The following is a 20,578-nucleotide window of genomic DNA, read 5'->3' as shown; positions in this document are numbered from 1 at the left end:
ACTACCTGTAATTAGATATTATTATGAAAAGAACTTTGATCACTATAATTACTTGTGCGGGTGTTTTATGCAGCACTGCGTGCAAAAAATTTTTGGATACCACACCTACAGACTTTGTTTCGCCTGCTAACTATTACCAGAACGAGGAGCAGGTTAATGCGGCACTTACCGGAGTTTACGATGCCTTAGGTAAAAGCGGTACTTATGGCCGGTATTTGTGGTTCGAAATGGATATAGCAGACGACAGCTTTTATTCGCTTCCATCATCTGTGCAAGACGTGGCTTTGTATAACTACAGCCCGGCCGACGCCAAGCTGTTATCTACCTGGACTACCTTATATCAGGGGATAAATCAGGCAAACATGCTTCTTGACAATATTGACAAGGCTAATATGGGCCAGGTAGCTAAAGATAATGCAAGAGGTCAGGCCTTATTCCTGCGGGCGTATTACTACTTTATACTCGCAAACAACTGGGGCGATGTGCCGCTGAGACTTACAGCAACTGCTACAGTATCAGAAACAGATTTCCCAAAATCATCTTACCGCGCTGTTTATGCTCAGGTGGTTTCGGATATGGAAAAAGCCGCTGATATGGTTAGCGTTAATACCGCTTACAGTTATAACAGCCGTGTAACCAAATCGGTGGTATGGGGTATGCTGGCCAGGGTAAATCTTAAAATGGCTGGTGCCCCTATGCGTGATGCCTCACGCTTTGCAGAGGCACGTAAATGGGCTAACAAGGTAATGACTGATGCTCCGCACTCGCTGAACCCTGATTACAAACAGGTATTCAAAAATATGTGCGCTCACATTTATGACCTGAAAGAAAGCATTTGGGAGGTTGAGTTTAACTTAAAAAATGGTACCCAAGACGAAGGTGGTTCGGTAGGAGTAATCAATGGCATAGGTACTACCAATCCAACGGTAGGTTACAGCTATGGCGCCAAACGTACTACGGCACGTTACTATAACTCCTTCGCTTTAGGCGATTTACGTCGTGACTGGTCTATCAGTCCTTATAGCTACACCTCATCTACTTCGTCTGTACAGGTTCCATTTACCGCCGCGCAGATTTATAACCGTTTTGATGCCAAATGGCGCAGAGAGTTTGAAGGGAATTCCACGAAGTTTACTAACACGTCGGCCATCAATTTTCCACTACTACGGTATGCTGATGTATTACTGATGTTTGCTGAAGCCGAGAACGAAGTAAACGGCCCAACAGCTGCTGCTTACAACGCCGTGAACCTTGTTCGGGAACGTGCGTATGGTGTTCCGCTTGGGCTGGCCACCGCCACACAGGCCGATTTGGCAACCGGTTTCGACAAGGCAGCATTCCGCGAAGCCGTGCGCAGGGAGCGCTCGCTTGAACTGGGTTATGAAGGCCTGCGCCGATTTGACCTTATCCGTTGGAGTGTATTTGTACCGACTATGAAGGCAGTAGCCAATGAGATTACCACCGGTGCAGGCTCAACATACAGCTACGGTGCACGTTCTGGCCAAAACGTAACTGACCGCGACACCCTCTTTGCCATACCGGCCAGAGAGCTGTCAGTTAACCCAAGCATGACACAAAACAAAGGTTTTTAATCAATCACATTTGAAAAAGATGAACAAGATACACACATGGAGATTGATCATAGGATTGATTGGTCTTACACTGATATATTCCTGCAAGGATAAAAATGTTGAAGCTCCCGAGTTCAACGTAGACACCGACAAGGCTGAGTACAAGGTAGGAGAGGTAGTAAATTTTAAAATATCAGGTGATCCTGATGTGATTAGCTTTTACTCGGGCGAGAAAGGCAAAGAATATCAATTTAAAGACCGTACCACAGCTAACGGAAAAGTTAGCTTAAGCATGACCACACAAGTGCTTTTCGGCCGTCAGCCCAATAACCTTGCTCTGCTTTATTCAACCGACTTTAATGGTTTATATGATGCCGCAAACGTTAGGGCCGCTACCTGGACAGATATCACTAGTAGGTTCAAGCTCTCAACCGTTGTTCCGGGCGGATCTGGTGTTCAGACCCCTTCAGGCGTGGTTGATATTTCGGATCTGCCGGTGTCAGGTAAACCTATTTACTTTGCTTTTAAATACACCGGGGATGCAGTTACAGGAACCACGCCAACACAAAATACCTGGCGTGTTTATGCGTTCGATTTAACCAATACCTTGCCTGATGGCAGTGTACTAAACGTATCATCAGCATCAACAGCAGGCTGGTTAGCTATAGACTTTGTTAACACCGCTAATAAGTGGACGATCCAAACTGCTGCACCATTCATTTTCTTCAACCCGAACAGTACGTTGGTAGCATCAGAGGACTGGGCGCTTACAAAAGCTTTGTTCCCCAATAATGTAGATCCCGATGTTGCTGCACCTATTAAAACCTATTTGCAAACGGTAAACGACTATAAATACACCTATACCACTCCAGGCACTTACACGGTAACATTTGTAGGCACTAACGGCAAGAATACTGGTTCGAGCAGTGTTGTTAAACAACTAACTATTGTAGTTAAATAATTGAACCTGAATAAATATAATGAGACAAGCAACTGGATTTAAGTTTTTAACAACTGGTTTGTTGGCGTTCTGTCTGGCTTATGCAGGCTTTGCGCAGGAGGTTAAGATTGACAGCAATTATATCAACAGCCATTATACAGAACGTATGGATTTTTTCCATGCGTTGCCGGTGCAGAAACATGCTATTGTATTTCTGGGCAACAGCATTACCGAACATGGCGAATGGCCTGAACTGGTTGCCGGGAAAAAGCCGGTAATTAACCGTGGCATTGGCGGCGATAACACCTTTGGTTTGCGTGCCCGCCTTAATGAGGTTCTGGCTGATGAACCATCTAAGATATTTCTGCTCATCGGCATTAATGACCTTTTTCGTAAGCTGCCTTATGAGGTCACGGTTAACAACTACAAGCGCATCATCAGCGCAGTTAAAACTAAGTCACCTAAAACAAAGCTTTACATCCAAAGCGTGCTTCCTATTAACGAAGATATGCTGAAGCAGCCTTATGCCGCGGGGCGGAACGCTATGGTGTTGGAACTGAACAAACGCATAGAGGCTTTAGCTACGACAGAAAAGATACCTTTTATCAATCTTCATCCGCTCTTCCTTGACGCAGAAGGTAAACTAAAACGCGAGCTCACGCTTGATGGTGTACACCTGAAGCCAAAGGCTTACGTCACTTGGATAGAATATTTAAAGAGCAGCCACTATTTATAATAGAGAAGGTTTCGCTTACTCTACAAATACCAAAAACAGATAACATTATTACTACATCAACAATGCAAGATTACAGTCTTCTTTACAAAAAAGAATTACTCGAAAATATCATTCCTTTCTGGAGTAACCATTCTATTGACAAGGAGCATGGGGGTTTCTTCACCTGCCTGGACCGTGCCGGCCAGGTATATGACACCGACAAGTTCATGTGGCTGCAAGGACGCCAGATTTGGACGTACTCTATGCTGTATAATAACGTAGAACGAAATCCTGCATTCTTGGACGTAGCTCGTCATGGAGCCGACTTTATTTTAAAAAATGGTAGGGATACTGATGGCAACTTTTACTTTTCGCTTAACCGTGAAGGAAAGCCACTTGTGCAGCCTTATAACATTTTTTCAGATTGCTTTGCCGCCATGGGCCTTGGTGCATTGTATAAAGCTGATGGTAAAGACGAATACGGCCAGGTAGCTAAAGACACATTCGAGAACATTTTGCGCCGTCGTGACAACCCGAAAGGCAAATACAGCAAAGGCTTTCCGGGCACGCGCGATCTGAAAAACTTTGCACTGCCAATGATCCTTTGTAACCTTTCGCTTGAGTTGGAGCATCTGCTGGACAAACAATTGGTGGACAATTTGATAGAAGAAGTGCTGCACGAGGTGCTTGATGTATTTTACGATGATGCAACCGGGATGATTGTAGAGAATGTATACCTCGATGGTAGCTTTTCTGACTCGCATGAAGGGCGTTTACTTAATCCCGGTCATGTGATAGAAGCCATGTGGTTCATCATGGACCTGGGTGTGCGGCGTAACGATCGCAGTTTGATTGAAAAAGCAGTGACTATCGCCCTGCGTACACTAAAGTTTGGCTGGGATGAAAAACACGGCGGTATACTTTATTTTAAAGACATTAAAGGCCACCCTGTGCAACAGTTGGAGTGGGATCAGAAACTTTGGTGGGTGCACGTGGAGGCTTTGGTTTGTATGGCCAAAGCATACCAGTTAACCGGTAATGAAGATTGCAAAGAGTGGTTCGATATACTGCACAATTATACATGGTCGCACTATCGTGATGATCAGTATGGCGAATGGTTTGGTTACCTCAACCGGCAGGGTGAAGTTTTGCTGAATTTGAAAGGTGGCAAATGGAAAGGTTGTTTCCATATACCAAGAGCGCTTTACCAGTTATATAAAACACTTGAGGTACAGAAAGCATTAACAGCCGATCCATTATCTTAATTACTTAGTAAGTCCTCTCTTTTAACTAAGAGAGGACTTTAATTTATTGCCTGTCTCATAAGGCACAAAGAGTAATTTCATGAAAATATATCATATAACCTCAAAATATAAATGGCGCGTTTAAACTTACTTGAAGAAACTAGGTTTGAAAAAATACCGGTAACAATTTATGAAAGCTCTACGCTGGCCAGTATTGCTGTAGCCCACCGCATAGGCGAATTGATCAGGTCTAAACAGGCAGAAAACAAAACTACAGTACTTGGTTTGGCTACAGGCGTTACACCAATAAAAGTATACGCCGAATTAGTACGCATGCACCGAGAAGAGGGCTTGAGCTTTAAAAATGTAGTCACCTTCAACCTCGACGAATACTATCCTATGAAACCAACGTCGGTTCAGAGCTATGTGGCTTTCATGAAGGAGAACTTGTTTAATCATATCGACATTGACGCCGGCAACGTGCACATTCCCGACGGTACGCTGAGTCAGGATCAGATTGCTGCATTTTGTCTGGAATATGAACGGAAAATCACCCATCTTGGTGGACTGGACCTGCAAATACTGGGCATTGGACGTACCGGGCATATAGGCTTTAATGAGCCAGGGTCGGCACCTAACTCCGGTACCCGGCTGGTTACCCTCGACGATCTTACACGTAGCGATGCCGCACGCGACTTTGGTGGTAAAGAGAATGTTCCTGCCAAAGCAATAACCATGGGCGTTGGCACTATATTCAAAGCTAAGGAAATCATTCTGATGGCTTGGAGCGCCAAAAAAGCGCCAATCATCAAAAAAGCTGTAGAAGGCGAAATTTCTGGTGAAGTGCCGGCCACTTATTTGCAGTTATCGCAGAATGTAGAGTTTGTTGTTGATCGGGACGCCGCATCTGAGTTGACACGCTTAGATACGCCGTGGTTGGTAAAAGATTGCGTGTGGGATGAGCAAACCATAAAAAAAGCAGTAATTTGGTTATCACAAACGTTAAATAAACCAATCCTCAAGTTAACCGAGGAAGATTATAATACCCATGGCATGGCACAGCTGGCTACCGAAAAGGGGCCGGTTTACAACATTAATATCCACATATTTAATAAACTGCAACACACCATTACCGGCTGGCCTGGTGGTAAGCCCAACGCAGACGATAGCCAACGGCCAGAACGCGCCCAACCCGCTGTTAAGCGGGCCGTTGTGTTTTCGCCACACCCTGATGATGATGTAATATCAATGGGAGGCACATTCATTCGCCTGGCCGATCAGGGGCATGAGGTGCATGTGGCTTACCAAACATCGGGCAACACCGCCGTATGGGATGATGATGTACTGCGCTTCATGGAATTTACCATTGACTTTAACAAGTCGCAGGGGCTTGACGTTGCCCAGCTGCAAAATATGTACGCCGATATGCGCATCTTTACCCAAAGCAAGCAGCCCAACCAGGCCGATACTAAAGAGGTGCGCACAGTTAAAGGCTTGATCAGAAAAGGTGAAGCCATTGCCGGTGCGCGCTTTGCGGGTTTACCTGATGAGCGTATTCATTTTATGGACCTGCCATTTTATGACCGTTTTAAATACGAGAAGGTGAGTGATTACGAGGATGATATCAGGCAGACCATGGAACTGCTCAACAGCATCAAGCCGCACCAAATCTTTGCTGCAGGTGATTTCGCAGATCCGCATGGTACGCATAAAATATGTTTTGATGTAGTTTTGAAAGCCCTGATCAGGTTAAAGGAAACCGAGGAGTGGACTAAACACTGCTGGTTGTGGTTGTACCGCGGTGCATGGCATGAATTCGCTATTCATGAAATTGAGATGGCCGTACCACTGTCGCCGCAAGAAGTAGAGCGCAAGCGTTTGGCCATCTTCAAACACCAATCACAAAAAGACATTCCGGTTTTCCCGGGCGACGATGCGCGTGAGTTTTGGGTGAGGGCGGAGGATCGTACCAGCGAAACCGCACGTTGTTACAACATGCTCGGCTTGGCCGAATATGAAGCTATTGAAGCCTTTGTAAGATGGAGGTTTTAAAAAGAACGCTAAGATTAAATTACTAAGATGAAGTTTACACCTATACGTTATATTCTGCTAATTTGCTTATTACTGACATTTTCGTCAAACGGGTTTGCCGTTCAAGGCCGTTTCTCGGTTTCAAAGCATGATACGCTGAAGATCTTTATAATTGGCAACAGCTTTTCGGGAAATGCTACTACCTACCTGCCGCAGCTTGCAAAAGAAGGTGGCCACATCATAAAATTTGGCCGCGCCGAACTGGGCGGTTGTTCATTGAAACAACATTGGGATGGCGTTGTCGCTGCAGAAGCTAATGCTGATGATGTAAAAGGGAAGATGTACAAAGGCAAATCAATGAAGGAATTGCTTGCGGCTGATAAGTGGGACATTGTTACCATTCAGCAATATTCGCGTTTGTCGTCTTCAGTAGCAACCTACGAGCCTTATATCAGTAACCTTTATGAGTTCATCAAAAAGCAGCAGCCAAAAGCAAGGATTGTACTTCACGAAACCTGGGCTTACAGGAGAGATGCCAAACAATGGGGCCTAATTACGGAAAAGGAAGAAGCTGCAAATGATGAACAGATGCACGAAAAACTAAAAGCTAATTACTTAACATTTGCCGGCAAGCTGCACACAGGTATAATTCCCACAGGCGAGGCATTCTGGATTATGCGGAACAACCGTAGCTGGGCATATCAACCAGTTAGCGAAGCTGTAGTAAAAGCGGTGGTATATCCAGCAGTCCCACCTCAACCATACTCCTTAAATATGGGCTATTATTGGTTACCTGATAAAACTCTAAAGTTTGATCCAAATCACGCCAATGTTGCCGGCTGCTACCTGGGATCATTGGTTTGGTATCACTACCTTTTCGGTGGTAGATTGAAAAAGGTAAAATATAAGCCAGCAGAAGTTAGTGACGAGTTTGCAACTCAGCTCAAGAAAGCTGCTACTTCCGCATTCAAAGTTTCAGGATTTTAAGTTAATAGCAAGCTCAGATTCAACACGCTAAATCTGAATTGCGGGGCAACTAGTGCAAGAAGTTGTCCTTGTAACTGCATCTTTGGCGCCTTTGGGAAAGTTCACTATCGTGTTTTGATGCTAGCCGTGCTTATGTTTGTAGAACCGGGTACTGCATGTAAAGCAGTTTTAATGTCTTCAGCGCTACTGTAAAGTGAATACATTACTTAGTAGGATGAGAGGGTACTTAATAGCTTTGGAACCTGGTGATGGGCTAATGTAAGTGGGCGACCAGGGGCGTATTAACCTGAAAAAATGTTTTCATACAGTGGCTTGTTCACTCGGTTGCAACAGCGTGATTTACCGGGTAGCCGTTATAATCCGGACATCAACTGATGAAAAACTGTTGTTGAAAATTACTTTCCATTATTAACAGCGGTGAATGTTATCAACGCTATGGACACGTTGCCAACGCAGCTATGGCCGACGTTTGTGTAGCATACTGGCCATTACCTGTAAGTGTAAGCGCAATGCTGGTTTCAATCACAGTGCGCGATGGTTTCGTATCAATTTGGCTGGGTATGTATCTTTTATATGAGTAAAGCGGTAAGGCATTTAGCAGAATTAATTGCTTTTTAAACGGACAAAGATCTGAAAGGGAGGGGTTGTTGGTTATGCTTGCCCAGGTTACATTCAAATTATCCAGGCCCGACAATGATGTTAGAACCGGATTGCCGGTTATTGTTAAACCTACGGGTTTGGCCGGCAATATACCATTGGTGCTGATTGCGTTGAGCGATAGCGAAGTGAGGTTTTCTAAACCTTTGAAACTTTTTAAGTTAGCACAGTTAGAAACTATAAGCTCGCTGACACTTTGCAGCTTCGCAAATGCACTCATGTCATTAACAGGCAGTTTAACCAGGTTTAGTGAGTTGGTTATTTTTGTTAACGTGCTAAAATCAATGTGATTAATCTGCGGGCAATCGCTAATTCTAAGGATCGTACTCTGCTGTAGTGCCCTAAAACTGATGGAACGCAAATTAGGCATGATGCTCAAGGTGATGTCAGATGCACTGGCTACCCTGTCTATGGCTAATGAATGGAGCCCAACCTCGTACAGGCGCATGCTTGCCGCCGAGGTGAGCGATGTGAAATCTGCTTCAGTAAGCAGCGGGCAGGCAAATATATATAGCGTATTCAAACTGCTCAGTTTACCTAACGTAAGTTTTGTAAGTTGCGGGCAAGAAACAATAGAAAGATTAGTTGCTTTAGTCAAACTGCTTAGATCGATGCTGGTTGCTGCTGAATGAGGTCCATTAGGAGCAAGGTCTACACCCGCAAATATAGAATTTGGACCTAAAGTTATAGAGCCTGCAGACGTCAATTTCCTTAGGTTGATATCACGCAGTATTAACGTGTTAATACTTATATCTTTGGTAACAGCAATCAGTATATTATCCAATCCGGCAATAGAAGTAATTTCAAACCCTGTTATGCTAAGATTGCCGGTGATGGTAAGTGCCGGATTGTCTTTATTCAATGTCACAAAAGCATCTACCTGCGCTTGTGTATTCAGTATCACATCGCCCGAAGTATAAGCAGATGTAGGCAAATCCTTGGCTTTATCATAATAAAAATCACCCCCTTCTGCCCATTGGCTGCCTATGGTTACTGTGACCTTTCCACTGTTTGTAACCGGCGCAATAACAGTAATTTTTGTATTAGTAACCGACTTAACTGTTGCGGGTACGCCATTTAATGATACAGATACTTCACTTAGTGAGGAGCCAAAATTGCTACCTAAGATATCCACAGACATTCCGGCGCTGATAGCTAATGGGCTTACACCTGTAACCGTTATGGCTAAAGCCGGTGTATTAGGATTTCCAGGTGTTGGAGTATTATTGCTTTGTGGAATGATTTCAGATCGGGGAGTGGAAATTTTGTCTTTCTTGCAAGCGGCAACAATAACTGCTACAAGGAAACTAAAGAGTAAAAGTTTTTTCAATGTGATAACGATGATTTGGTAAACAGGTACCATTCAAAGTTAAGGCGCAACAAACGCCTGTACAATCCTGCAAAATGGGGGATATTTAAAGGGAAACGTTTGGAGAGCTACCCAATCCACTTGTTGCTACCGGCAACTTTTAAGGCCTCGGCCTTGCTGTTAACTGCCAATTTTTGGTAGATATTTTTAATGTGACTGCGAACGGTTTCTTTACTGATGAACAGGTCAAGCGCTATTTTTGTATAGCTTTTACCTGCGGCAATGCCCCTGAGCACATCCGTTTCCCGTTCAGAGAGAGGCGAATTTTGCGGCCGGTTAAAGGATTGCACCACCATTTTTGCAATATTGAGGCTCATAGGTGCACCTCCCGAAAAAGCCTCATTGAGATTTCGGACAATTCCATCCGTATCTGAGTTTTTAACAATGTAGCCCCCTGCGCCTGCACATAACGAACGAAATACCTTGTCACTGTCTTCCAGTACGGTAATAATGAGAACAATGCACTCAGGTTGCCGTTTTTTGATTTGCATGGTGCCATCAATACCGTTCATGCCGGGCAGGTCAATATCCATCAGCACCAAGTCGGGGGTATCGGTCGCCAGCTTTTTCAATGCCTCTTCGCAGGAAGCATATTGGCCGCATATCTGGTAGTCGGCAGCACTGTCAATAACGGCAGCAAAACCGTTCCTGATCACAACGTTATCTTCAATAATGGCAATCTTCTTCTTCATGCGTTAAACAGCTGTACTTGTTGGCACGATGATCTCTATTCGGGTTCCGGCTGGCTGATTTGACAATGAAAACTCAAATCCATTCTTTTGGCAGCGCCGCTCCATATTAGCTAATCCATAATGTTGTTCATTAATATCAGCAGATTTCCAGTTGCCATCGTCCTGTATACTGTAAGTAAGCTGACCTGAACAGCAACGCATCTCAAATAGTACTTCACGCGCTTCTGCATGTTTTACTACATTGGTCATCGCCTCTTTGAAGATATATATAATATTTAACGCTGCTGATGGCGCAAGCTGAACAAGCGGACATTCATCGTTTGATGATGAAAAAGCAATATCAAACTGGTTGTAATAAAATTGTCCATAAGCGGTCATGTAGTCAAACAATTCCTGCGGATTGTCGCTGTCGTGGTTAAGATGCCATAAAAAGTCTTTACTGCTGGCGTATAAACCATTGCTGTTTTTAATAATACTTTCTACAATCGGACCTACGTCGTGCTGTTCGCCAAATTTCTGCTTTAACAAGGATGCCTGCCGGGTTATAGCCGATAACATATTGCCTGTCTCATCATGAAAATCTGTAGCAATAGTTTCGCGCATATTATTCAATTGTTCTGTTCTTTTTTTCACCGCTTCATCAAGCATAGTGATTTTTTGTTCCTTCAAGTTTTCAATTTTAAGTCGGTCACGTTCCTGGTCAAACTGCAAATACGCGAGGAATCCGCCAAAAAAGAGCGTAATCAAACAGTTCATCACCAAAGCATAGAATGGTCCGCCCAACGTTCTTTGCATTTGTACGTCTAAGCCGGCATGCAGTGTCTGGTTATAAATAAAAACAAACAGGATAAGGTTAGAAAATATAGCCCACCAGCCATAACGCTTATCGGCCCAAATGGCGCAAAGCAGGTACATGTGCAGAATACTTACATTAGAAGAATAAATCAGTCCGGAATTTTTAATCCAGTCGTAAATGATGAAATAGGTAACCAAGGCAGTAATCGTCATCGGAATACGGTAATGGCCTAAAAACCTTATACAAAACAGCGTTATGATCACCAATAGGTCATTGATCAGATAGCCGATTACCGGTTTGCCCATTGAATATAAAGGCAGCGGGAACAACAACATTAAAGGCAAGCCAATCAGGCACGTGCTGACCACAATTCTAAACTCATGATGGTTGGGATGGCTTGCGTTGTACCGCATTCCCTGGGGCATAAAAAACGTGACAATACGTTCGAATAGCATGGCCCACTAAAGTACGTCTTTTTAAACCTTAATACAGTTATTCGTGCTAAATCCCCCAATTTGCGGGATTGATGCCCAGATTGAGAGTTATAGCTTTGTAGAAGTATTGACACGGACTGAACTTTCATCAGCCGTAACCTCAACAGATGTCAAACCCCTTTGTCATGAAAAGCTTATTACCCCTGCTGCTTGTTTTCATCGCTTGCTTTTATTCCTGTAAAAAAAATGATTCGCCAATTGCTACAGCCGGCACATCGGGCGTTACAAGCCCTGCAACCGGAAATGCGCCTGCAACTGGGAGTGTCACTGGCGTCGTTAGCCCTGCAGGAGCAGCTACCGAAGTGTCAGTGTCTGATGGGTCAAAATTTTATAGGAAAGTGCAACCTGATGCAAGTGGCGTTTTTAGGTTTGCTGACCTTCCTGCAGGAACCTACACCTTATTGCCGTTCGCCTCAGCTGGGTATGCTTTACTGGGCAGTCAAACGTTAACCGTTACTGCCGGCCAGGTTACTGATGTAGGCACAATGACTTTCAGTGCAGCTGTAGGGAGCATTACCGGTTTTATTGCACCTGTAGGAGCAGTAGTTAAGATAACAGCTACCAACACAACCGGTAAGTTTAGCTATGACGTAACACCCGATGCAACTACCGGGGCATATAAATTTAACAGTGTAGTTCCTGGTCCGTATATTATACACTTTACCGCTGCTGCGCCGTCTATTGCACCGGCAGATCTTGACCGGACTGTACTCGGAAATCAAGATACATACCTGAACAAAGTCATCCTTGAAACGCCCAACGTGACAGGAATTATGAGCGGTACTATCGTTCCTGCTGGTACAGCCAAGGTTAATTTAACCAATGAACAAACCCGTGACCTGGTTTATATCGATCCGGATATATCCACCGGAAAATTTGTATCACCTGCACTGCTTCCGGGCACTTATACGGTAGGGTTTAATATCATCGATAGGAACCGCCGATCTCCCAATAAATTAACCGTAAGCATCGCTCCCGGCCAGAAATCTGACTTGGGAGAGATTAAGATTCCATTATATCTCCATACTTTAAACTGTTTGGTTAATGGCGTTAGGTTTAGCGGAGTTACCGTTGTAAGCTGCAACTATAATGCCCCAACGCTGACTATGGGGGCAAGTAATTCTGGAGGTTTTGATAACGCTATGACAAGTTTAAGGATCAATTTGGATAACATAACCGGAGTAGGAAGTTATACGATCCAAAACACACCGGCCTCCAACATTACATATTCAACAGGAACACTTGGCTACAAGCACTGGAGCTCCAATAATGGCGGTAGCGGAACAGTTACAGTCACCTCTATCGATCCGGTTTTAAAGATTATATCCGGCACTTTTACAGCAACTTTGTTACCAATCGGCAACTTAACCGGCAACGTGGTCATAACAGATGGTGTGTTTAATTTGACCTACTAGCCTAGAGACATTAAGTTTCTAGTGAGAAAGCTTGTTTATAATAAGGAAAGTCGAATTGTGCATGATGTTTATGTTTCGATCACACTTAACCCTAAGGCATTAGGCTAGCGGGTTCATTAAATCAACTGTTTAAAAGATTTTGCCTGTTCGGTTATCTTGTGTGAAAGGGTGGTAAGTGTTTTGAATACCTGGGGCGAGATAACTCCCGTTTTGAAAAAAACTACATACTTCAATCTTAGTGCTTCCTGACGAGATATGATATCAGCTATTTTATCTTTAGTCATCTTACTTAATCGTTAAATCGGCAAATATTAAATTAACTACGAGAAAATTAAGCGCTCGGTTTTGGCAACTATTATCACTATTACTAAAAGTGCGAATGCCTAATATCTTTTAACCTTAATAGTTAATTGCATTTTCACGCAATATCAAAGAATAAAAAGCGTTCTTAAGTTTAAGTATATATCAAAAGCTAAAACCGCTTTATAATAGAACTCAAATTATTATGGCTGATACTGCCCGTTCATTTTTTTTGAATGGGCATTTTTGTTGTTGTTTACAACCAACATGGAAATGCGATGGCAGCTTAGTTAAAGTTCTTTATCGCTATTTACACCTTATTGTTGTCTCACAACCGTATTTTTTCAATCCTAATTGGTCTGCATGTAACCGGATGTCACAAATGAAGCAAGTATGCCTATTTGGACAAGCAAATGCAACATGTATATCCTTACCAATCGGTGATTTACTCGCCTATTAAGGCACCAAGGCCTATAATTTTAAGAATATAGTTTGTGGTGTTGAAGGTAGTCTTACATTCTTTACCGGCTTTATAAGAGGTGCATGGTTGTCCTGTTTTTTTAGGCGGCAACGGGCCTTCTAAAAAAACAATAGCCAGGGCAGCAGTGACAATAAAGGTTTTCATGATTTGACCATTAAAGGGATCTAATATAGTTAATTATATTAAGATTACATTTTGATGATAAAATAAATTATTGCTAAAAGGTTTTACCTTGGCTACTGAGCTGGCTTAAGTACTGGTTTCTGTACGCATCAAAAGCAATTGCTATATTGGCCGGATTATTAACATCCAGTTTAGCCACTTGCTACCGTAGCAGCCAAACGTTCAATACTATTATGCAATTAAACCACCAACTAACCGCTAAACCGCATTACCCTATATTGGACGGCTTGCGGGGTGTGGCTGCCATTACCGTTGTTGCCTTCCACATCTTCGAAACCCATTCAACAAGTCATCTGGATCAGATTATTAATCATGGTTACCTGGCAGTTGATTTTTTCTTTTTGCTTTCGGGATATGTTGTTGGCTACGCTTATGACGACCGCTGGCATAAGTTAACCGTAGGTGGCTTCTTTAAACGTAGGTTGGTAAGGCTTCAGCCTATGGTGGTAATGGGTATGCTTATTGGTGCAACATTATTTTACTACCAGGATTGTGCGCTTTGGCCTGGTATACACGCAGTGCCACTTTGGAAAATGCTGCTAATTATGCTGGTGGGCTTCACCTTAATACCACTGCCACTATCGGCCGATATTAGGGGCTGGCAGGAAATGCATCCGTTAGATGGGCCCGGATGGTCACTTTTCTTTGAGTATATTGCCAATATATTGTATGCGCTGTTTGTGAGAAAGTTCTCTAAAACTACCCTGAGTATATTAGTGGCCGTTGCTGGTGCTGCCCTCATTCACTACACCGTAACCAGTAAGTCTGGCGATGTGATAGGTGGATGGGCATTAAACGCCGATGGATTGCGTATAGGTTTTACCCGGCTAATGTTTCCTTTTTTTGGCGGCTTGTTACTTTCGCGCACTGCAAACATCACAAAAGTTAAGAATGCTTTTATATGGTGCAGTATTTTGCTTTTAGTTGTTTTGGCTATGCCTCGCATAGGCGGCGCAGATCACCTATGGGCAAACGGTTTGTACGATTCATTGAGCATTATATTGGCATTCCCGATTATTGTATACCTCGGTGCCAGCGGAGAAGTAACTGGCCGGCTTTCATCAAAGCTTTGTAAATGGTTAGGCGATATTTCTTACCCCTTATATATTACGCATTACCCGCTTATTTACCTGTATACGGCCTGGGTAAGCCGCAGGCATGGCGCAACTTTTCAGGAAGCATGGCCTTGGGCGCTTGCTACTTTTGTTTCGGCGTTGGTATTGGCTTATGTTTGCCTCAAATTTTATGACGAACCCGTAAGGCGCTGGTTACACAAAAAGACAATAGCGTAAATTATTCCAGTTCAATACCGACGGAAAAATCACCCCATAAGGGTGATTTTTCCTTTTACTGCACACGCTGTTATTATGTTTGTGTAATTTTCAACCTATTTTATTAACGCATTGTCTAAACACACATTCGTACTTGTTCGTAAAGTAATAGCCGGAATGTTGCTCATGCTGCTAACGGATAAAGGCTACGCGCAGAAGTACATTTTTACGCATTATGACATTGAAGATGGGCTTATTCAATCGCAGGTAAATCGTATTACCGAAGATCCGGAACATCGCATATGGGTGGGAACTCTGGGTGGTGCCTGTCGCTTCGACGGTAAGGAGTTCATGTCATTAACTAAAGAGCAGAGCCTCAATAGTAATTTTATTTTTAGTGTATTTAACGATCCCAAGGGGCGTTTATGGATAGGGTCGAGCGCAGGCTTATCGGTTTCGGTTAACAACAAGGTATTCAATTATGCTTTACCGTCGGCTATTAAGCACCACTCTGTAACCAGTATTGTTCAGGACCGGGCAGGCCAAACCTGGTTGCTTATGGATAATCAGTTATGCAAAACCCAAGGCAAGACCGTTACGCCGGTCACTTTGCCCAATTCCTTAAAGCAATCCATTACCAGTATAGCCACCAATGCCAGCGGAGATCTTTATATCGTGGTGTATGGCAAGGGAATATATAAACATGCACGTAGCCAATGGTTGCCGGTAGCACTTTTCCCAAAGTCAGTTAGCGATAAAGTATTTAAACGCCTGTTATTTGACCGGGCTAATCCTTCCGTGTTCTTTATATTGGCCGAAGACGCTATTTATCAACAAGTGAATGGTGTGCTAACGCCTTACGAACCCGAGCTGCTTAAAAACAAAGCCACTTTCATTTGCATGCAACAGGATAAAGACTTTAACCTGTGGATTGGTACCGGCTGGGGAGCTTACCGTGTAGGTAAGGGTAAACTTACACACTTTAATGCCAGCAATGGTTTTGCTGATCAATCGGTAACCGATATTTTCATTGACCGTAGTAACAACCTTTGGTTTGGGGTTGGCGCCAGCGGCCTTTATAAATATGAGGGAGACAGTTATCTCACTTTTACCAACGTGCCCGGTTGGCAATCAAACATTATTGTAATGGGTTTTGCCAGGCAACGCGATGGTAATATACTCATTGGAACAGACGGTTTTGGAGTGCTGAAATACAATGGTAAAGAACTGACCCAATTGTGGGTAGGGCCGCCTAACAGCATGGGCCGGTATGTACAAAGCATGCATACCGACAAAGCCGGTAATGTTTGGATAGGTACCAGTCATGGCGGCTTATGGAAGTATGATGGCAAGGCGTTTAGCTTGGTTAACGGTACTCAAAACAAAACAGTGAACTCAATTGCATCAAGCGATGATGGTACGCTTTGGGCAACAACACCAGGAGGGGTTATCTGGATAAAAAACGATGTAATAACGCCTGTTAAAGACATTCATTCCTTTTCGGCCTCCATATTACCCTTAGGTAACGATTCGGTATTAATTGGAGGACTGGAAGGACTTAAGCTTATTGTTAAGAAGCGTTATGAACCTGGTTTTAACATGCCGGCTATCAACTCGTCGGCTATTTACTGTATGATGCGCTATGGCCGGTACCTGTTATTAGGCACAGGCGACAGAGGCGTTATCGTACTTGATTTGAAAACGCGGCGATACCGAAGATATACGGCCGCTGATGGCCTGAATTCGGATATCATTTACAGTATAACGGCCGATAAGTTTGGCTTTATATGGGTGGGTACCGGCAGGGGCGTTAACCGCTTAACTTTTAACCGTCGTACAATGGCCTGCGAGGTATTAGAAACCACTACCGACAAGGGTAAAATTGCCGAAGCTAACCAGAATGCCATTTTGTATGATAACGAGCGTATATATATAGGCAATACAAAGGGGCTCAGTATCTATCGGTGCAGCAGCAAAGAGAAGATTGAGGGCAAACCGCATCTCCTTATACAATCTATTAAGGTTTTCCAGAACCAACAAAAAGCCATGCTGGATGCTGCCGATGTACCGGATAAAAAACAGGGGCTTGCCAATACGCTGCTCTTAGACCATACGCAGAACCATATACGTATTTCTTATCTGGGCATATATTTGCAAAGTCCGGCCAGTGTTTACTACCAGTACAAACTTACCGGATTGGATAGTAGTTTTTCCCAACCGGTTAGTAGTACCGAGGTGGATTATTCATCTCTGCCACCGGGCAATTACACCTTTTTTATAAGAGCAGGTGTAACTAAAAAGATGCTGGCCACCGAAACGCTGAAGTACAGTTTTATCATATCGCCGCCTTTTTATCAAACTCTTACGTTCAGATTTATTAGTGTGTTGTTGCTGGTGTTAGCCGGTGTGGCCATTCAATATTATTACACCAGCCAGAAAGCCAGGCGTAAGCTAACCCTTGAGACTATCCGCGAGCAGGAGAAGATGAACATCAGGCGGCAAACCGCCGAAGATTTTCATGATGATCTTGGTAACAAGTTGACCCGCATCAGCGTCCTATCAGATATACTGGACACCAAGTTGAAGGGTGAGGAAGAGCAACAAAACCTGGTTAAGCAAATTAAACAAAACGTAGATGCGCTTTACAAAGGTACCAAAGACATACTTTGGGCGCTGGATCCTAAGAGTGATAACCTTTATGAAATATTGCTGCACGTTAAAGATTTTGGCCGAGAACTTTTTGAGGATACCGATATCAGATTTGAATTTAAAAACGTGGATGGCAAACTCGACAAGATAAAGCTACCCATGGAGTACTGCCGTAATCTTACCATGATATGCAAGGAGATACTGACCAATATACTAAAGCATGCACACGCTGCCCATGTGGTTATGAATGTAGCGCTTGAAGAGAATAATTGGATTAAACTCACTATTAAAGATGATGGGAAAGGGTTTGATACCCAGCAAGCGCATAAAGGGCGTGGGTTAGGCAACATCAACAAAAGGGTAAAGCGTATTAACGGTGACCTGGAGATTACGTCGGCACTTTATAAAGGTACTGGTATACAATTAACTTTTGTGATACCCAAGTACAAGCAGTTTGTAGCTAAATGAAATTATGGAACAAGGCACAATTAAAATAGCAATAATTGAGGATGATGAGACCATAAGAAATGGCTATGAGTTTTTAATTAACAATACGCCTGGTTATCGGGTGGTAGGAGCTTATGCCTCGGTTGAGGAAGCAAGCAAATTGATGGAGGACACCGGTGCTGAAGTTGTATTGCTGGATATTGAGCTGCCCGGAATAAATGGGATTGAAGCATTACCCAAGCTCAAAAAAATTTTACCTGACGCCTATATCCTTATATTAACCGTATACGAATCAGAGAACCTTATTTTTGAAGCGCTATCTAACGGCGCTTCGGGGTACTTAACCAAAAATACATCGGCTGGTAAAATTGTTGAGGCAGTTAAGGAGGTAATGGAAGGGGGAGGTCCTATGAGTGTAAACATAGCACGACTAGTGATCCGCTCGTTTCAAAAGAATCAGGATTCGCCTTTATCCAAGCGCGAAACACAAATACTGCAATTGATAGGGGAGGGCAAGAGCCGCAGTCAAATTGCCACTGAGCTTTTTATAGACCTGGAGACCGTAAAAAGCCATATCCGGAATACTTATCATAAACTCGACGTAAACTCAAAAGCCGACGCTATTAAAATTGCCAAGCAAAACAGGCTGATCTGAAATCACCCTTAATATCACCCTTTTTACACTAAAAAGCCAACAAGTAAGTAAGTTTTACCTATGTGTTGGCTTTTGCTCATTATCGATCTCAGCTTTCATAAATATGCAATTTCCCCCTTTCAGGGTGATTTACCTGGATATGCCATTCTCCTACTTTTGAAATACACCTAACAATGCCTTGCACTTTAATTTGTTGCCGGTGCATTCATATACGTATCACAATTGAGCAGAAGGGTTTACCATGTGCCTAAAAATTAATTATATACCTGTTTTCGTAAACAGCTTGCAAACCGAGATTAACTTTTACACCGAGAAGTTGGGGTTTGAACTTTTGGGCGACGGGGTGTACCACAACGCTAATCCATGCAAACTGGTTAAAACAGGCGATAACATTGTTATTGGCCTAATTGAAGATCCTACATTGACAGGCAACCACAAAAGCAATATGCTGCTGAATACACAGGACCTGTTGCAGGATTACCATTTACTAAGTGCTGCCGGTATTCAATTCAATGGCGGTCCGCAGTATTCACCCAATGGACTTTCGGCTGAGTTTACTGATATGAGCGGCAACGCTTATGTGTTGTTTGAGCAAAGAAATTATGAGGATTAGTTAACAGGAGGCCTCAGATATGAAATACCAAAAAGTACTTAAGAACAACAACAAGATTGCAAGCGATACTACCTGCCAAAAGCAACAAATGCAAATGGCTGACAATCTGAGTATCCGCTTCGTTTTCTCAGGCTCAGAGACCTACCATATCGGTAAGCGCCAGCTTGCCGTACATCCCGATACATTTTTGATACTGAATGAAGATACGCAGTTTACCAGCAGAATAGATGCCATTGATCCGGTTCAATCCTTCGCGCTCACGTTTGACCGTACTTACCTGAGCGATTTTCTTCGATCGCAAACTTTAACGGAAGAGGCGCTGCTGGCCAACCCGGCCGATAAACCTGTACTCTACAACTTCGAGGAGACATTGTATCCGTTAAAAGGGGACATGAGGTATAATTTGCTCCACTTAAAGGAGCAAACCGAACGCGGCCTGCAAGATGAGTTCCTGCTCAACGAGTATTTGTACCACTGCCTGATTAATTATTACAAGGTATACCAGGAAGAAATCTTTGACAAAGAAGCCCGCCTTACCTTTTTGAATCACAGCACTAAAATTGAAATTTTGCGGAGGCTAAACCTGGCTAAAGAATATATGCTGGGCAATTATGATCAAAGTATATCGCTTGATGATATTGCCGAGTATGCCTGCCTGTCGGTCAACCACTTCCTGCGCACATTTAAACAGGCGTTTGATATGTCGCCGCACCAATACCTTACCAAAGTAAGGTTACAACGCGCCAGGCATCTTATTAAAACCACTAACATGCCCATTAACGAGATCGTGCACCTGGTTGGCTTCGAGTGCCCAAGCTCTTTCATTAGGTTATTTAAGAGTAAATATCACACCACGCCGCTGCAGTATAAACTTACAGCGTAACCGGTTAAGCTTTACCAAAACGAGAATAGAATAGGCAACATATTAGTATGTCGCCTATTCTGTTTATACCCCTTTTTCTGCCCCTTTCCATATTTCCGTCAAAATGTGCTGAAATAATCAAAATGGTGATTATCGCATATCCCAGCCATGCGGTAATTAATAAAATTACAAATCAGTTCCAGTTG

16 protein-coding genes are annotated in these 20,578 nt (G+C 43.3%); 12 read left to right on the top strand and 4 right to left on the bottom strand.

All coding sequences use genetic code 11. From position 1 onward, the window contains the following. Positions 1–23: 23 nt before the first annotated feature. The 6 genes from ABDD95_RS14530 (at position 24) to ABDD95_RS14505 (ending at position 7,488) form a co-directional block, all read left to right on the top strand. Positions 24–1,592, top strand: coding sequence for a RagB/SusD family nutrient uptake outer membrane protein (locus ABDD95_RS14530; protein WP_345948063.1), 1,569 nt, complete (start codon positions 24–26; stop codon positions 1,590–1,592). A gap of 19 nt (positions 1,593–1,611) precedes the next feature. Then, a complete protein-coding gene (locus ABDD95_RS14525) occupies positions 1,612–2,532 on the top strand; it encodes a DUF5017 domain-containing protein (protein ID WP_345948062.1) in 921 nt (306 codons plus the stop codon). 19 nt (positions 2,533–2,551) lie between these two features. Next, on the top strand, positions 2,552–3,247 hold the full coding sequence (locus ABDD95_RS14520; protein WP_345948061.1) for a GDSL-type esterase/lipase family protein: 696 nt from the start codon (positions 2,552–2,554) through the stop codon (positions 3,245–3,247). A 62-nt stretch (positions 3,248–3,309) separates the two neighbouring features. After that, entirely contained in the window at positions 3,310–4,491 is a 1,182-nt protein-coding gene (locus ABDD95_RS14515) for an AGE family epimerase/isomerase (RefSeq protein ID WP_345948060.1), read from the top strand. A gap of 111 nt (positions 4,492–4,602) precedes the next feature. Further along, positions 4,603–6,522 carry a glucosamine-6-phosphate deaminase gene (gene nagB, locus ABDD95_RS14510; protein WP_345948059.1) on the top strand — a complete coding sequence of 640 codons (1,920 nt, stop codon included), beginning with the start codon at positions 4,603–4,605 and terminating at the stop codon, positions 6,520–6,522. A 27-nt stretch (positions 6,523–6,549) separates the two neighbouring features. Continuing rightward, positions 6,550–7,488, top strand: a complete 939-nt coding sequence (locus ABDD95_RS14505; protein ID WP_345948058.1) for a DUF4886 domain-containing protein — start codon at positions 6,550–6,552, stop codon at positions 7,486–7,488. Between the two features lie 433 nt (positions 7,489–7,921). Here the strand turns inward: ABDD95_RS14505 and ABDD95_RS14500 are convergent, their stop codons facing one another. The 3 genes from ABDD95_RS14500 to ABDD95_RS14490 all read right to left on the bottom strand — a co-directional run bounded on the left by ABDD95_RS14500 (position 7,922) and on the right by ABDD95_RS14490 (position 11,427). Then, on the bottom strand, positions 7,922–9,475 hold the full coding sequence (locus tag ABDD95_RS14500) for an IPT/TIG domain-containing protein (protein WP_345948057.1): 1,554 nt from the start codon (positions 9,473–9,475) through the stop codon (positions 7,922–7,924). A gap of 107 nt (positions 9,476–9,582) precedes the next feature. Further along, positions 9,583–10,206, bottom strand: a complete 624-nt coding sequence (locus ABDD95_RS14495; protein ID WP_345948056.1) for a response regulator transcription factor — start codon at positions 10,204–10,206, stop codon at positions 9,583–9,585. 3 nt (positions 10,207–10,209) lie between these two features. Continuing rightward, entirely contained in the window at positions 10,210–11,427 is a 1,218-nt protein-coding gene (locus tag ABDD95_RS14490; protein ID WP_345948055.1) for a histidine kinase, read from the bottom strand. A gap of 194 nt (positions 11,428–11,621) precedes the next feature. On the opposite strand from ABDD95_RS14490, the gene ABDD95_RS14485 reads away from it, so the two are divergent. Continuing rightward, positions 11,622–12,911, top strand: coding sequence for a carboxypeptidase-like regulatory domain-containing protein (locus ABDD95_RS14485; RefSeq protein ID WP_345948054.1), 1,290 nt, complete (start codon positions 11,622–11,624; stop codon positions 12,909–12,911). Between the two features lie 745 nt (positions 12,912–13,656). Here ABDD95_RS14485 and ABDD95_RS14480 read toward each other — a convergent pair. Further along, on the bottom strand, positions 13,657–13,836 hold the full coding sequence (locus ABDD95_RS14480; protein ID WP_345948053.1) for a hypothetical protein: 180 nt from the start codon (positions 13,834–13,836) through the stop codon (positions 13,657–13,659). 212 nt (positions 13,837–14,048) lie between these two features. On the opposite strand from ABDD95_RS14480, the gene ABDD95_RS14475 reads away from it, so the two are divergent. The 5 genes from ABDD95_RS14475 (at position 14,049) to ABDD95_RS14455 (ending at position 20,393) form a co-directional block, all read left to right on the top strand. Beyond that, positions 14,049–15,167, top strand: a complete 1,119-nt coding sequence (locus ABDD95_RS14475) for an acyltransferase (protein WP_345948052.1) — start codon at positions 14,049–14,051, stop codon at positions 15,165–15,167. A 111-nt stretch (positions 15,168–15,278) separates the two neighbouring features. Continuing rightward, on the top strand, positions 15,279–18,263 hold the full coding sequence (locus tag ABDD95_RS14470) for a two-component regulator propeller domain-containing protein (protein WP_345948051.1): 2,985 nt from the start codon (positions 15,279–15,281) through the stop codon (positions 18,261–18,263). A 4-nt stretch (positions 18,264–18,267) separates the two neighbouring features. Beyond that, positions 18,268–18,897 (top strand): response regulator transcription factor, encoded by a 630-nt coding sequence (locus tag ABDD95_RS14465; protein ID WP_345948050.1) that lies wholly within the window; start codon positions 18,268–18,270, stop codon positions 18,895–18,897. A 241-nt stretch (positions 18,898–19,138) separates the two neighbouring features. Continuing rightward, positions 19,139–19,510 carry a VOC family protein gene (locus tag ABDD95_RS14460; protein WP_345948049.1) on the top strand — a complete coding sequence of 124 codons (372 nt, stop codon included), beginning with the start codon at positions 19,139–19,141 and terminating at the stop codon, positions 19,508–19,510. 19 nt (positions 19,511–19,529) lie between these two features. Beyond that, positions 19,530–20,393, top strand: a complete 864-nt coding sequence (locus ABDD95_RS14455) for an AraC family transcriptional regulator (RefSeq protein WP_345948048.1) — start codon at positions 19,530–19,532, stop codon at positions 20,391–20,393. Positions 20,394–20,578: the final 185 nt, after the last annotated feature.

It is taken from the genome of Mucilaginibacter sp. PAMB04274 (genome assembly GCF_039634385.2).
Taxonomy (GTDB): Bacteria; Bacteroidota; Bacteroidia; order Sphingobacteriales; family Sphingobacteriaceae; genus Mucilaginibacter.
This window is presented reverse-complemented; position numbering and strand designations above follow the sequence as displayed.